Origin of the sequence: Pseudomonas sp. F3-2, from assembly GCF_038804275.1 — a bacterium.
Taxonomy (GTDB): Bacteria; Pseudomonadota; Gammaproteobacteria; order Pseudomonadales; family Pseudomonadaceae; genus Aquipseudomonas.
This window is the reverse complement of record NZ_CP152388.1, coordinates 3,776,807-3,791,327: the sequence shown is the minus strand read 5'-3', so window position 1 is coordinate 3,791,327 and position 14,521 is coordinate 3,776,807. Positions and strand designations below refer to the sequence as shown.

The 14,521-nt window shown below is 62.0% G+C and carries 11 protein-coding genes; 10 read left to right on the top strand and 1 reads right to left on the bottom strand.

Annotation, left to right across the window (positions count from 1 at the left end; all coding sequences use genetic code 11):
- Positions 1–7: 7 nt before the first annotated feature.
- The 10 genes from AAGQ88_RS17340 (at position 8) to AAGQ88_RS17295 (ending at position 12,998) form a co-directional block, all read left to right on the top strand.
- Positions 8–1,396, top strand: a complete 1,389-nt coding sequence (locus AAGQ88_RS17340) for an aspartate aminotransferase family protein (RefSeq protein WP_342655830.1) — start codon at positions 8–10, stop codon at positions 1,394–1,396.
- A 166-nt stretch (positions 1,397–1,562) separates the two neighbouring features.
- Positions 1,563–3,761, top strand: coding sequence for a TonB-dependent siderophore receptor (locus tag AAGQ88_RS17335; protein ID WP_342653062.1), 2,199 nt, complete (start codon positions 1,563–1,565; stop codon positions 3,759–3,761).
- A gap of 456 nt (positions 3,762–4,217) precedes the next feature.
- Positions 4,218–4,418 carry an MbtH family NRPS accessory protein gene (locus AAGQ88_RS17330; protein WP_093459280.1) on the top strand — a complete coding sequence of 67 codons (201 nt, stop codon included), beginning with the start codon at positions 4,218–4,220 and terminating at the stop codon, positions 4,416–4,418.
- 43 nt (positions 4,419–4,461) lie between these two features.
- Complete coding sequence (locus tag AAGQ88_RS17325; protein ID WP_342653061.1) at positions 4,462–5,442, top strand: TauD/TfdA family dioxygenase; 981 nt, start codon at positions 4,462–4,464, stop codon at positions 5,440–5,442.
- An 11-nt stretch (positions 5,443–5,453) separates the two neighbouring features.
- Positions 5,454–6,287 (top strand): formyltransferase family protein, encoded by an 834-nt coding sequence (locus tag AAGQ88_RS17320; protein ID WP_342653060.1) that lies wholly within the window; start codon positions 5,454–5,456, stop codon positions 6,285–6,287.
- Positions 6,288–7,094, top strand: a complete 807-nt coding sequence (fhuF, locus tag AAGQ88_RS17315) for a siderophore-iron reductase FhuF (RefSeq protein ID WP_342653059.1) — start codon at positions 6,288–6,290, stop codon at positions 7,092–7,094.
- Between the two features lie 124 nt (positions 7,095–7,218).
- On the top strand, positions 7,219–8,901 hold the full coding sequence (locus AAGQ88_RS17310) for a methyl-accepting chemotaxis protein (protein WP_342653058.1): 1,683 nt from the start codon (positions 7,219–7,221) through the stop codon (positions 8,899–8,901).
- 204 nt (positions 8,902–9,105) lie between these two features.
- Entirely contained in the window at positions 9,106–9,846 is a 741-nt protein-coding gene (locus tag AAGQ88_RS17305; RefSeq protein ID WP_342653057.1) for a gluconate 2-dehydrogenase subunit 3 family protein, read from the top strand.
- Positions 9,847–9,848: 2 nt separating this feature from the next.
- Positions 9,849–11,624 (top strand): GMC family oxidoreductase, encoded by a 1,776-nt coding sequence (locus tag AAGQ88_RS17300; protein WP_285425445.1) that lies wholly within the window; start codon positions 9,849–9,851, stop codon positions 11,622–11,624.
- Positions 11,625–11,636: 12 nt separating this feature from the next.
- Entirely contained in the window at positions 11,637–12,998 is a 1,362-nt protein-coding gene (locus tag AAGQ88_RS17295) for a c-type cytochrome (RefSeq protein ID WP_342653056.1), read from the top strand.
- Between the two features lie 165 nt (positions 12,999–13,163).
- On the opposite strand, the gene AAGQ88_RS17290 is transcribed toward AAGQ88_RS17295, so the two are convergent.
- Positions 13,164–14,396 (bottom strand): sugar MFS transporter, encoded by a 1,233-nt coding sequence (locus AAGQ88_RS17290; RefSeq protein WP_342653055.1) that lies wholly within the window; start codon positions 14,394–14,396, stop codon positions 13,164–13,166.
- Positions 14,397–14,521 lie beyond the last annotated feature (125 nt).

Genomic DNA, 14,521 nt, shown 5'->3' with positions numbered 1-14,521 from the left:
CAACGTGATGCCGATCACCGAACTGACGCCGGATGCGGCGCTGGCCCATGCCGACTACCAGTTCGCGCCGACCCCGCGGCTGGAACGTCAGGCCGCCGTGGAGTCCAACGCCCGCAGCTACCCGCGGCGGATTCCGCTGGAGCTCAAGCGTGCCCAGGGCATTCACGTGCAAGACAGTCAGGGGCGCTGGTTCATCGATTGCCTGGCCGGCGCCGGTACGCTCGCCCTTGGCCATAACCACCCGGAAGTGGTGCAGTCGATGCGCAGCCTGCTCGACGGGCAACGCCCGCTGCACACGCTGGACCTGATGACCGAGGCCAAGGACGACTTCATCAACGAGCTGTTCGCCTTGCTGCCGCCGGCGTTCGCCAAGGACGCCCGCATCCAGTTCTGCGGGCCCGCGGGCACCGATGCGATGGAAGCGGCACTGAAACTGGTGCGCACCGCCACCGGGCGCAGCAATCTGATGGCGTTCCACGGTGCCTATCACGGGATGACCCAAGGCGCGCTGGGGCTGATGGGCAATCTCGGGCCCAAGGCGTACCTGGATGGCCTGGCCTCGAACGCCCAGTTTCTGCCGTTCCCGTACGACTACCGCTGCCCGTTCGGCGTCGGTGGCGAGGCCGGTGAACGCATCGGTCTGCACTACATCGAAAACCAGCTGAGCGACCCCGAAAGCGGTGTGCTGCCGCCGGCCGGCATGATCCTCGAAACCTTGCAAGGGGAGGGCGGCGTAGTGCCGACGTCGGCCCACTGGCTGCGCGAAGTGCGCCGCATCACCCGCGACGCAGGCGTGCCGCTGATCCTTGACGAGATCCAGTGTGGCGTGGCGCGGACCGGCAAGCCGTTTGCCTTCCAGCACGCCGACATCGTTCCCGATGTGCTGGTGCTGTCCAAGGCTATCGGCGGCAGCCAGCCGATGGCCGTCGTGGTGTACAACAAATCGCTGGACGTCTGGAAACCGGGCTCTCATGCCGGGACATTCCGGGGCAACCAGTTGGCGATGGTGGCCGGGTCCACCACCTTGCGCATCGTGCGCGAGCAGCAACTGGACCTGCATGCCGCTGCCATGGGGGAGCGCCTGGGCAACCACCTGCGCGCCCTGCAGAAGGACTATCCACAGATGGGCGATGTGCGCGGCATGGGGCTGATGCTGGGCGTCGAAATGGTTGACCCTGAAGGGCGCCCGGACGTGCTCGGTCGCTTCCCGCAGAGCGGCGAACTGGCTTCGAAAATCCAGCGTCAGTGCCTGCAACGCGGCCTGATCATCGAGGTCGGCGGCCGTCGCTCTTCGGTGATCCGTTTCCTGCCCCCTCTGATCGTCACCACTGCGCAGATCGACCAGATCGCCGACATCTTCGGCGCCGCCGTCCACGCCGCCGTTCATCAACGCTGACCTACGTTTGTAACAGCAATGACACCAGGGATGGCTTTTTGCTGTTACGCGTAATATTAATAGTAATGAGAATGTTTCTTTGTTACATTTTTCACGCTTTTTTGACACGTTTGGTCAAACTTTGAGGCGAGTGCCTCGTGTGATTTCAAAGGGAGGGGGCGTTCGGATGGCTAGCAACAACAAGGGACAATTCAGGGTTAAAGCCTTGGCAGCGCTGGTTGCCACGGTCGCGTGTCAGGGGTTGGCATGGGCTGAAGAGGCACCTGCCACGCCCGCGAAGCGATCAACGATTCAATTGCAGAACTCGGTGGTGAGCGGTGAAGCGCCGGTGCAAGAACAGGACGTCGGTTACCAGGCCAAGAACAGCACCGCGGGCACTAAAACCAGCACTCCATTATCAGAAACGCCGCGTTCTGTATCGGTGGTGACACGTCAACGCATTCAGGACCAGGGCTCGCAGACCCTCACCGACATCCTCGGTTATGTGCCGGGTATTTTCGCGCCGCCGTTTGCGGTCGGCGACGGCCTGGCCGGCGACCTGTTTTCCATCCGCGGTTACAACGCCACCGACTACGGCTACGGGTTGCTCAAGGACGGCCTGCGTCTGCAAGGCAACCGTTATGACACCACCACCGAGCCCTATGGTCTGGAACGCACCGAGGTGTTCCGTGGCCCGAGTTCGATTCTGTACGGTGAAAACGCGCCGGGTGGCCTGGTCAACCTGGTCAGCAAACGGCCGACCGAAACCGCGCAGGGCGAGGCCAAGTTCAGTTACGGCAGCAACAACCGCCGCCAATTGGGCCTGGACGTGTCCGGCCCGCTGACCGATGACAACCGCATTCTGGGGCGCATCGTCATGCTGGGTCGCAATGCCGATACCCAGGTTGACTCGGTACCGGACGACCGTCTCTACATCGCCCCCTCGATGACCTTCAATTTCGATGAAGACACCGCCCTGACGTTACTGTCGTCGTACCAGCGGGATCGGACCAAGCTGCTGCTGGGCTATCCGGCCGCAGGCACGTTGCTGAACAACCCGAACGGCAAGATCGGCAAGGACCAGTTCAACGGCAACCCGAACTGGGACGACTTCGAGCGTGAGTCCTGGACGCTGGGGTATGAGTTCAGCCATCAGCTCAATGAAAACTGGCAGTTCCGGCAGAACTCGCGCTACATGGAGTCGCGCCTGGATCGGCATGAGACCTGGCCGAACAACCTGAACAACGGCGGTTTTGGCAGCACGCTGACGGCCACTTATTACGATCGTGACAACAAGTCCATCGCCTACTCGGTCGACAACCAGTTCGAAGGTCATTTCACCTCCGGTGCGCTGGAGAACACCCTGTTGCTCGGCGCCAGCTACGACCGTACCTCGTTCAACCAGGATTGGGCCGCTGGCTTCAGTGGCCCTTACGACGTATTCAATCCGGTGTTCCCTGCCGGGACGCCGCAGATGCTCGCGACGGTCCAGAACTCACAGCTCGATCAGCAGATGTACGGCCTGTACAGCCAGCTGCAAAGCAAATACGAGAACTGGATCTTCTTGCTCGGTGGTCGTCAGGATTTCGTGAACAGCAAGTATCGCAACCGCGCGGGCACCACCAGTGGCCTGGCTGACCTGGACGGCTGGGATCACCGGTTCAGCTGGCAGACCGGCGTGATGTATCAGTTCGAGAACGGTATCTCGCCTTACGTCAGTTACTCGACGGCGTTCACGCCGGTGCAGCAGTCTTCGCAGCCCAACGGCGAACTGCTCGATCCGATCCTCAGTCACCAGTACGAGGTGGGGTTGAAGTATGAACCGGCTGGCTGGAATACCACCTTCAGCGCTGCAGTGTTCCAGTTGACCAAGACCCATGATGTGGTGGCCGGCAGCAACGGTTTCAGCCGTCAGGTGGGGGAGAGCGAGTCCAAGGGGCTGGAGCTTGAAGCGAACAGTGACATCACCCCGAACCTCAGCCTGACCGCGTCTTACACGTACACCGATGCGCGGGTGACCAAGGATGCGCCGGGGTCGTTGTTCGAGGATCATCAATTGACCGGTATTCCGCGTAATCAGGCGTCGACCTGGGCGACTTATCGTTTCCTCGAGGGTCCGTTGAGCGGTTTCCGTCTGGGCGGTGGTGTGCGCTATTTCGACAATACGTTCGCGTATACCGCGCCGACGCTGTACGGCAAGCTGAAAACCGGGGATGTCACGCTGGTGGATGCGTTGGTGGGCTACGACATCGACAAGCATTGGTCGGTGGACGTGAACGCGAAGAATCTGTTCGACAAGGAGTACGTCAGTGGTTGTAACAATGCCGGGCGTTGCTACTGGGGTGAGGAGCGCACTGTGATGGGGACGGTTGCGTTTCGTTGGTGATGTGAGTGCTCGGGGGCAGGGGTCTGGCTAACGCCAGACTGGTTTCGCCTTTGGCGAGTTACTTGGAAAAGCACCCCAAGTAACCAAGGGTGCTTGCTCCTGGCTGGGTTCCTCCTTCGTCGAAATTCCCTCACTCCGACGACGCTCCATGGGCCCGCCGCCATCCGCCATCCATGGCGGGGGGCGGCTCTCGCGGCATCCATGCCGCTCGGCCCACTGCGAGTCGCCTGCGCTCGGCCTGCGCCCACGTCGCGATGTGTGGCGTTTGGGCGTTTGCGTTCGAAGATCAAAATCAAAAACAAAGGCTGTGGCGCGAATTTATGTGCGGATGGTCGATTGGGCGATGAAGGCGCCTCTCTGATTTTTTTCATCGAAGCACTAATCATCCCGCTCGCTTGATCGTCTTTTAGATACGGCCGCCTGCACGCGGCGATTCAACATTGACGAGGTCCTCACATGAGCTTTGACGGCGAAAACACTCAGTTCCGCGTAGTCATCAACGACGAAGAGCAATACTCGATCTGGCCCGACTACAAGGCGATTCCCGATGGCTGGAAAAGCGTCGGCGTCGAGGGCGACAAACAGACCTGTCTCCAGTACATCGAAACCACCTGGACCGACATGCGTCCCCTGAGCCTGCGCAAGGCCATGGCCTGATAGAACCCATTCCCTGCGGAGCGTCTTGCCCATGAATATGCGCATGCTTACGCCACATCAGCTTCATGTCGAAACCGGCTTCCCGCTGCGGGTCTACCCCGGTCAGACCGGTGCAACGCTGGCGGCCGAGTTCGACAATCTGCGCGGCGTGGTCGAGCAAATGCTTGAACGCGACGGTGCGATTCTGTTCAGCGGGTTTGCCAGCGACGGCGTCGAGGGCTTTCAACGATTCGCCGCCGCCTTCGGGCATCCTTTGCTCAACTACGAATTCGGCTCGACCCCACGCAGCCAGGTCGACGGCAAGGGCGTCTACACCTCCACCGAATACCCGGCGCACCGCTCGATCCCGCTTCACAACGAGCAGGCCTACACCACCGAATGGCCCATGCGCATCTGGTTCTACTGCGCCAAAGCCGCGGCCAGCGGCGGCGAAACCCCCATCGCCGACAGCCGCGAAGTCTTTCGTCGGGTGAATCCGGCGTTGCGCAAGCGCTTCCAGGACAAACGCCTGATGTACGTGCGCAATTACGGCAACGGCCTGGACCTGACGTGGCAACAGGTGTTCAACACCGACCGCCACAGTGACGTCGAAGACTACTGCCGCAAGCGTGGGATCGAGTGTCAGTGGAACGAGGACGGCGACCTGCGCACCCGTCAGTCGGTACAGGGCGTGGCGCAGCATCCACGTACCCGGGACTGGGTCTGGTTCAATCAGGCGCATCTGTTCCACCTGTCCAACCTGGACCCTGAAATGCAGGAAATCCTGCTGGACACCGTCGGCGAAGAAGGACTGCCGCGCAACGTGTATTACGGCGACGGCAGCCCGCTGGAAGAGGACGCGCTGGCGGAAATCCGCGGCGTGCTCGCTGAGTGTGAAGTGGTCTTTCCGTGGAGCACGGGCGATGTGCTGATGCTCGACAACATGCTCACCGCCCATTCGCGCAAGCCTTTCAGTGGTGAGCGCAAGGTGGTGGTGGCGATGGCCGAAGGCGTCGACGGCAACACGCTGATCAATACCCCATGAGTCCGGAATTCATGCAAAAAACCAAACTTGTTTACGTCTGGTCGTTGCGTAACGCATCGGCCGACAAGGCCGGCCAGTACGTGGATTACCATGGCGAACGGCGCTACATGAAGTCACCGCTGGAGTATCTGGCCCATGCGCTGGATCACACACCATTGGGCGATCACTACTCGCTGGAAGCGGTGCTTTGCGACGATGACCCGGCGTCGGCCCGCGATCGGGAGAACATCAAGGACTACGGCTTCACGCCGGGGCAGGGCGAGCACTGGTTCTACCCGCCGCAGCTGACCGTGCAAGGGCGTCTGATGAACGATCTGCTGGAAAACGTGCCGTCCTCCTATCGTGCGTTGCCGTTGGGAGACAGTCAGCGGCCGGCGGGCAAATCCGATTTCGAGCGTCGCCTGGGCCAGCGGCTGCACGCGCTGCAGGCCGAGGTCGTGGTGCTCGACGGGCTGCTGGTGATCCTCGATGAGCTGGTGCGGCCTGGCGCCGATTTTCATCGTCGCATCGTCAATATTCACCCGGGAATCACCCGTCTCGAGTCGCCGTATGAGCGTCGCGGCGCTTACGCGACCCTCGATGCCTTGTACGGCGCGAAAGGCAAAAAGGTGATCGACTGGACGACCCGCGAAACCATCGACATTCCGGTGGTGGACATGACCGGCGCCTCGTTCCATTACGTCGACAACGGGATCGATTCGGGTGAGGTCATCTTCGATGTGCTGGACACCCCGATCGCGCCGGACGACACCATCCTGGAACTGCGCTGGAACAACTTCAACAACAGCCTGTTTCCGGCACTGGAGCAGGGGTTGTGGGTGTTGGCGCGGCGTCAGCCTCATTAATTGCCGTCGCGCCCGAGCGGCGTCAGCCAGGGCGATCATGCCGTGATCCCTGCGCTGGCGCCGTTGTTCATTGCCGACTTCGAGCACTACCGCGAGGTGCTGGTGCTCGCGGACGATCCGCGTCCGGGCGTGCCGCTGCGCACGTTGTCGAGCGCCGGATACCTGGGGCCGCTGCTGACCCGCTTCGGCACCCGCTACCACGTGCCGGACCTGCGCGGGGTGGCGTCGATCTGGTCCAAATACTACTTCATCAAACTCATCCCGCCGGTGGTTGCGGCCTCCTTGCTGCTTGACCGCCGCTTGCCGCTACACCTCGATCGCCTGCACGTGGTGCTCGACGACGAACAGTTGCCCGTGGCGTTCAAACTGCCCCACGAAGGTGAGCGCTGGGCACCCGCGCCGGCCGACGCTTTTCAGCGTTTTGACGCGTTGATCGAAGGCCATCTGCGGCCACTGATCGACGCCTTGGGCGGATACGCTGGCGTCTCGCCCCGAGTGCTGTGGAGCAATGCCGGTAATTATTTCGAGTGGCTGCTGGGGGTGCTCGCTGGCGCTATGCCCGGAGCAGACCTGAAAGACGGGCACGCGTTGCTCAACGCCCGGACCACGCCCGATGGCCGCCGCAATCCAATGTATCAGCCTGTACGCTACATGTCGGTTGATGGCCAGTCGGCGCTGAAACGCCAGCGTCGCGTGTGCTGCGTGCGTTATCGGGTGGATGATTTGCCTCATTGCGAGAACTGTCCACTGAGTGCAAGCAGGCGAAACGGTGATGCCGGGCCACACCTGATTTCAACCGGTTTGTAGCGTGTACGCGCGATAAAACTGCCATTGCTGATTTACCTGACGTCAAAAAGCCAGTAAAACCTTTCAAGTTGTATGACCTCTTGCCGATAGGTAAAGACCACATGACTGGAAGGTGTTTTCCCCCATGAAGCTTACCGTCAAGAGCAAGCTGCTCTGTCTTGCCATCATTCCCGCCCTGCTTTTCGCGCTGATTCTCAGTGGCGTGGCCGCGTGGATGCTGCAAAGCAGCGCTGATCAGGAAATGAAAGAAACCCGCGAGCAACTGGTCGAGCGCAATCGCCAGGTGTTGCAGAACTACGTGCAAGTGGCGCTGACCACGATCAAGCCATTGCACGACGCATCCGCTGCCGGTGACATGGCCGCGCGGGACAAGGCGCTGGAGTTGCTCAAGCCGATGAAATACGGCGATGACGGTTACTTCTTCGGCTACGACACCAAGGGCGTGCGGATCTTCCGCGGCGACAGCCCGGCCGGCGTCGGCAAGAGCTTCTGGGACACGCGCGATCCGGACGGCTCCTACCATTACCAGACCTTCGTGGAAGTGGCGAAAAACGGTAAGCATTACATCGATTACGCTGCGCCCAAGCCAGGCGATGAAGCCGTTCAGGTGCCCAAGCTCGGTTACACCGTGTACCTGGACAAGTGGGACATGGTGCTTGGCAGCGCGATCAACATGGACGACATCGATGCCGCCATGGTGAAGGAGCAGCAGGCAGTCACTCAGCGCACCCACACCATCCTGACCAGCGTGTTCGTTGTTACTCTGGTGCTGTTGCTGGTCACCGCTGCTGCAGGCATCTGGACCGCCAACGGCATCGTCCGTCCGCTGCGCGTGCTCAAGACCAACCTGGATGACATCGCAGCCGGCGACGGCGACCTGACCCATCGCCTGGTGGTCACCAGCCGCGACGAGCTGGGCGATCTGGCGACCTCGTTCAACCTGTTCGTCGACAAGATTCACGCCATGGTCCGGCAGATCGCGCAGATGACCACCGACCTTGCCGGCCTGGTGGAACAGGCCACGCAGCAGACCTTGCGCTCGGAGCAGGCGATGCAGCGTCAGCGGGAGGAGACCGATCAGGTCGCCACCGCGATTCACGAAATGTCTGCGGCCGCGCAAGAAGTCGCGAGCAGTGCGCAGCGTGCCGCCGAGGCTGCTTCGCAGACCGATGAGCAAGGGCAGGCCGCGCGCAAGGTGGTGGGGACCAGCATCACTGGCATGAGCTCGCTGGTGAACGACATCCGCCTGAGCGGCACCAGCCTGGACAGCCTGCAGCAGGACGTGCGCTCCATCGTTTCGGTGCTGGACGTGATTCGCTCGATCGCCGAGCAGACCAACCTGCTGGCGCTCAATGCCGCCATCGAAGCGGCGCGCGCCGGAGAAGCCGGGCGCGGTTTTGCCGTGGTCGCCGATGAAGTTCGCGCGCTGGCCAGCCGTACGCAGCAGAGCACGCAGGAAATCCAGGGCATGATCACCCGTCTTGAAACGGGCACCCATGCCTCGGTCGAAGCCATGCGTCGCTCCACCGAAGCCGGCGAGGGCGCCAATCAGAAGACCAACGAGGTCGGCGTTTCCCTGGATTCCATTTCCACGCTGATCGGCACCATCAACGCCATGAACGCGCAGATCGCCAGCGCCGCCGAGGAACAGACATCGGTCGCTGAAGAGATCAACCGCAGCGTGCACCAGATCGCCGGTGCCGTGGAAAACCTCGCCGAAGAAACCGAACAAAGCTCGCGCACCATGCGCGACGTGTCTGCGCTGGGCGGCAATCTCAGCGCGCTGGTCCGCCAGTTCAAGATCTGATGAATCGTTTAACCCCGCCGCTCGGGTAGAACCGGGCGGCAATAACTGGTTTAGTGACGCGCAAATACTTAGCCAGGCAATGATTAGCTGGCAATCGAATTTCCCTGCGCGCGACCTTTCAGGCTCGCTGCGTCGGGAGATCCATAAGAAGAAACCACAAGAAAAACGAAGCACACCCGTGTTCAGTCTCAGGAGAAGTGAAAGATGTTCGATGACGACACCTCCCCGGCGCGTCGCGATTTTCTACGCAAGTCGCTGACGCTCATCCCCGTCGTAACCCTGGCCAGTGCTGGCCTTCCTTCCAGTTCATTCGCGCAGACGCCGGCCAGCGATGCCGGGCAAACGCCTTCCGCCGTCCCAAGCGGCGAGTACAAACCGACCTTCTTTACCCCGCAGGAATGGACGTTTGTGATCGCCGCCTGTGACCGTCTGATTCCCTCCGACGCTGTCGGCCCCGGCGCCGTTGAGCTGGGCGTCCCCGAGTTTCTCGATCGCCATATGCAGACGCCTTACGCCAATGGTGGCATCTGGTACATGCAGGGCCCGTTCCTCGAAGCCGCGCCGGAATTCGGTTATCAAGGCCGCCTGAACCTGCGCGAAACCCTGCGCATCGGCATCAAGGCGATGGACGCCAGTTGCAAGAAGACGTTCTCCGGCAAGGCCTTCGCCGAGTTGTCCCACGCCCAGCAGGAAGAACTGCTCAAGGCGGCCGAGGGCGGCAAGCTGGTGCTGGAAGACATCTCCTCGAAGCTGTTTTTCACCAACCTGTTGAACGAGGTGCGCAACGGCTATTTCGCCGACCCGTCCCACGGCGGCAACAAGAACATGGGCGCCTGGAAGATGATCGGCTACCCCGGCATGCGCGCCGATTACATGGACTGGGTCACGGTGCGCGACAAGCCGTACCCGCTGCCGCCCGTCGATCTGGCCGGACGGAGGGGATAATCATGGCGAACGCAAAACCGAAAGTGGATGCCGTGATCGTCGGCATGGGATGGACCGGGGCGATCCTGGCCAAAGAGCTGACCGATGCCGGTCTGCACGTGGTGGTGCTGGAGCGCGGCGCCGATCGAGACACGCAGCCCGATTTCGCCTATCCGAAAGTGGTCGATGAGCTCGAAGGTTCGGTGCATCGCCGCTACCTGCAGAGCCTGTCTCAGGAAACCGTCACCGCCCGGCACAACCTGACCTCGACGGCCGTGCCGTATCGGCAGATGGGCTCGTTCAAACCCGGCACCGGCGTCGGCGGCGCGGGCAGTCACTGGTCCGGCTGCCATTTCCGCGCGCTGCCGGAAGATTTCAAACTGCGCAGCAACGTCGAGCAACGCTACGGGGCGAAATTCATTCCGTCGGACATGAGCATTCAGGACTTCCCGGTGACTTACGAGGACCTGGAACCGCATTTCGATCACTTCGAATACGTCTGCGGCACCTCCGGCAAAGCCGGCATCATCAACGGCGTCAAGCAGCTCGGCGGCAACCCGTTCGAAGGCTCGCGCTCGCGTGAATTCCCGCTGGGCCCGAACCCCAATTACCTCGGCGCCGAGATGTTCTACAAAGGCGCCCGCGAGATGGGCTGGGACCCTTATCCGATCCCGGCTTCCAACGCTTCGGCACCTTACGTCAATCCGTACGGTTGCCAGATGGGGCCGTGCAACGCCTGCGGTTTCTGCAGCGACTACGGCTGCCTGAACTACTCCAAGGCCAGCCCGAACATCAGCATTCTGCCGGTGCTGCGGCAGCGCAAGAACTTCGAGCTGCGCACTCACGCGCAGGTGCTCAAGGTCAACCTCGACAGCGACGGCAAGAAAGCCACGGGCGTGACCTACCTCGACGCCCAGGGCCGTGAAGTCGAGCAGCAGGCTGACCTCGTCTTGCTCTGCGCGTTCTCGCTGTACAACGTGCACCTGATGCTGCTGTCCGGCATCGGCAAACCGTACGATCCGCAAACCGGTGAGGGCACGGTCGGGCGCAACTACTCATACCAGAACCTCAACCGCGTGGTGCTGTTTTTCAACAAGGACGTGCAGGCCAATCAGTTCATCGGCATCGGCGGTGCCGGCACCACGATGGACAACCTCAACGGCAACCAGCTGGACAACGCTCAGGCCGGTTTCGTCGGTGGCGGGATCATCTGGGCGCGTCAGCCCGGCGCCGGGCCGGTGCGTGGCATCAACGTACCGCCGGGCACGCCGAACTGGGGCACCGCATGGAAACAGGCGGCCAGCGATGCCTTCCGTCATTCGTTCTACTTCGAAGTGCAGGGCGCCTGCATGTCCTACAAACAGCATTACCTGAGCCTGGATCCGACCTACAAAGACGGCTTCGGCCGGCCACTGTTGCGCATGACCTTCGACTGGCACGACAACGAGGTCAAGGCTTCTCAGTTCCTGGTGGGCAAGGCCATGGAGATGTCGAAGGTGCTCAATCCGACGGCGCTGTCGGGGGACGCCAAGAAACCCGGCGAGCACTACAACATCACCAAGTACCAGAGCACCCACACCTGTGGCGGCGCGATCATGGGCAGCGATCCGAAGACCTCGGCGCTCAATCGATACCTGCAATCGTGGGACGTGCATAACGTGTTTGCCATCGGCGCCAATGCCTTCCCGCAGAACAACGGCTACAACCCGACCGGCATGGTGGGTGCGCTGGCGTACTGGTCGGCCAAGGCCATTCGCGAGCAGTACCTGAAAAACCCCGGCCCGCTGGTTCAGGCATAAGGAGAGACGACCATGAAAAAGTTTCTCTTGAGCCTGGTATCACTGGCGGTGGTGGTGTTCGTCGCGCTGCTGGTGTTCGCCTTCTGGCCGACGACAACCCCGACGCTTGCGGCTGCCGGGGATGCCGATCAGGCCGCGTTGATCGAGAAGGGCCGCTATCTGGCCGACGCAGGCGACTGCACGGCGTGTCATACCGCGAAAGGAGGCAAGCCGTTCGCCGGTGGACTGCCGATCGCCTCTCCCATCGGCACGCTGTACAGCAGCAACATCACGCCTGACAAAGCCACCGGCATCGGCAATTACACGCTGGATGAGTTCGACCGTGCCGTCCGCCATGGCATTGCCGCCAACGGCAGCAGTCTGTACCCGGCCATGCCATATCCGGCCTATGCGCGGACCAGCGATGACGACATGCGGGGGCTGTATGCCTACTTCATGCAGGGCGTGGCGCCGGTTGCTGCCCAGAACCGCGCCAATGACGTACCGTGGCCGTTATCGATGCGCTGGCCGCTGGCGATCTGGCGCAAGGTGTTCGCACCTGCGCCGCAAGCCGTCGCCTTCGATGCCAGCCGTTACAAGGATCCGCAGATCGCACGCGGCGCCTATCTGGTGCAGGGACTGGGACACTGCGGCAGTTGCCACACGCCGCGTGCATTGACCTTGCAGGAGAAAGCGCTGGATGAGTCGGGCGAGGCTTATCTGTCGGGCGGTCCGGTGATCGACGGCTGGCTGGCGGTCAATCTGCGGGGCAATCCCGCGGACGGTCTGGGCAGTTGGACCCGCGATGACATCGTGGCGACCTTGCGCAGCGCACGCAGTACCACCCATGCGGTACTGGGTGGCGCGATGGGCGATGTGGTGGTTCACAGCACCCAGCACCTCAACGATGCAGACCTGCAAGCCGTCGCCGCCTACCTGAAAACCCTGCCGCCGACCAAGGATCAGGTCGCAAGCTTCAACGCTGATCCGGCCACGGCCAAGGCGTTGGCAGCGGGGCAGGAAGACAGTCGCGGCGCCGAGCTGTATGTGGACAACTGCGCGGCCTGTCACCGCACCAATGGTCAGGGCTACGAGCGGGTGTTCCCGAAGATCGCGGGCAACTCATCGGTGCTGTCGCAAGACCCGGTGTCGATGATCCGTCTGGTGCTGGCGGGCAGCAAGCTCCCGGCCACTGCAACGGCGCCTTCGGAACTGGGCATGCCGGGTTTCGCCTGGCGACTGTCGGATGAGGAAGTGGCGCAACTGCTGACCTTCATCCGCAGCAGTTGGGGCAACCAGGCGCCGGCGGTGAACGTCGAGGAGGTGACGAAGCTTCGGGCGACCCTGCCCAAGGAATCGCCAGCGGTGAGCCGCACGGACATCGCCAAGCCTTGAGGTCCGGCTCTCACTCAGCCTGAATCTGATCGTTCCCACGCCCAGCGTGGAACGATCATTGACTGGAACTTCGATGCAGGACCGCGCCACGCGGCACTGTCGTGGCTGATAACCCTGTAGGACCGGCTTTAGCCGGTCCTACTGACCGCGCCGGCAGCGACCCGATTACGCCTCCCGCCCGCGCAACCCGCTCTTTCCGTAAAACGCCACCACCACAAAACACCCCAATGGCAGCAGATACGCCAGCGCCGTCGAGAAGTGATCGGCGACCAATCCCATGAAGTACGGCATCAGCGCGCCGCCGACGATGGCCATGATCAGGAACGAGCTACCGCGTTTGGTGTGCGGGCCCAGGTTTTTCACGCCCATGGCGAAGATGGTGGGGAACATGATCGACATGAAGAAAAACACCGCGATCAACGCCACCACGGACACGCTCTCGACACCGCTGACCACCACGGCGCACAGCGCGACGTTGATCCACGCATAGACCATCAGCAGCCGCCGGGCGGGGATGCGTCCCATCAGCCAGGTGCTGAAGAAACGCCCACACATGAAGCAGATCATCGCCACCGACAACAGATAGGCAGCGGTCTGGCTGGTCATGCTCGCCCAATGCTCGGTGACGTAATTGATGAAGAACGCGCCGACGCCGACCTGTGCCGCCACGTAGAAAAACTGAGTCACGACGCCGCCGACGAATTCACGGTGCTGCCACAGCGTCTTGCTGTCACTGCGCTGAATCCCGGATTCCTGCTCACGCAGATCGGGCATCGGCGTGCGGGCGAAGAGGGCGGCGACCAGCAACACGATTACCGCGATTACCACGTAGGTCGTCTGCAGCGAGCTGTTATCGGTGGCCGCCTGGGCGCCACCGAAGAACAGCGCGCCGCCGAGCAGCGGGCCGACGAACTGGCCCAGGCCGTTGAACGACTGCGCGAGGTTGAGCCGGCGCTCGGCGCCTTTGGGGTCGCCGAGCACCGTGGCGTAAGGGTTGGCCGCGGTCTCCAGGCATCCCAGCCCCAGCGCGATGACGAACAGCGCGAACAGGAAGAACGGAAAGCTCGCGGCACTGGCGGCCGGCATGAACAGCAGCGCGCCCGCGGCATACAGGCACAGTCCCAGCAGAATCCCGGCCTTGTAGCCGAAGCGGTCCATCAGAAAGCCGGCGGGCAGGGCGATGATGAAATAGGCGCCGAAGTAGGCCGCCTGCAACAGGCCGGACTGCGCCTTGCTGACATGCAGCGTTTCCTGGAAGTGCTTGTTCAGGACGTCGAGCAGGCCATAGGACAGGCCCCAGAGAAAAAACAGGCTGGTGACCAGCATCAGCGCCATCCGCACCGATGGCTCGGCCTGGCGCAATACCCGGGTCTGGACTTTCGTGTTTTCAGTCAACATAACGCTCTCCTTTTGTTTTTGTTGGGGCGTGAAACGTGACGGTGGGTGATGCATCGATTCCTGTAGGCGCGCGCTTGCCCGCGATAACAGTGTGTCAGCCGACATGTGTGGGTCAGGCTGAGTGC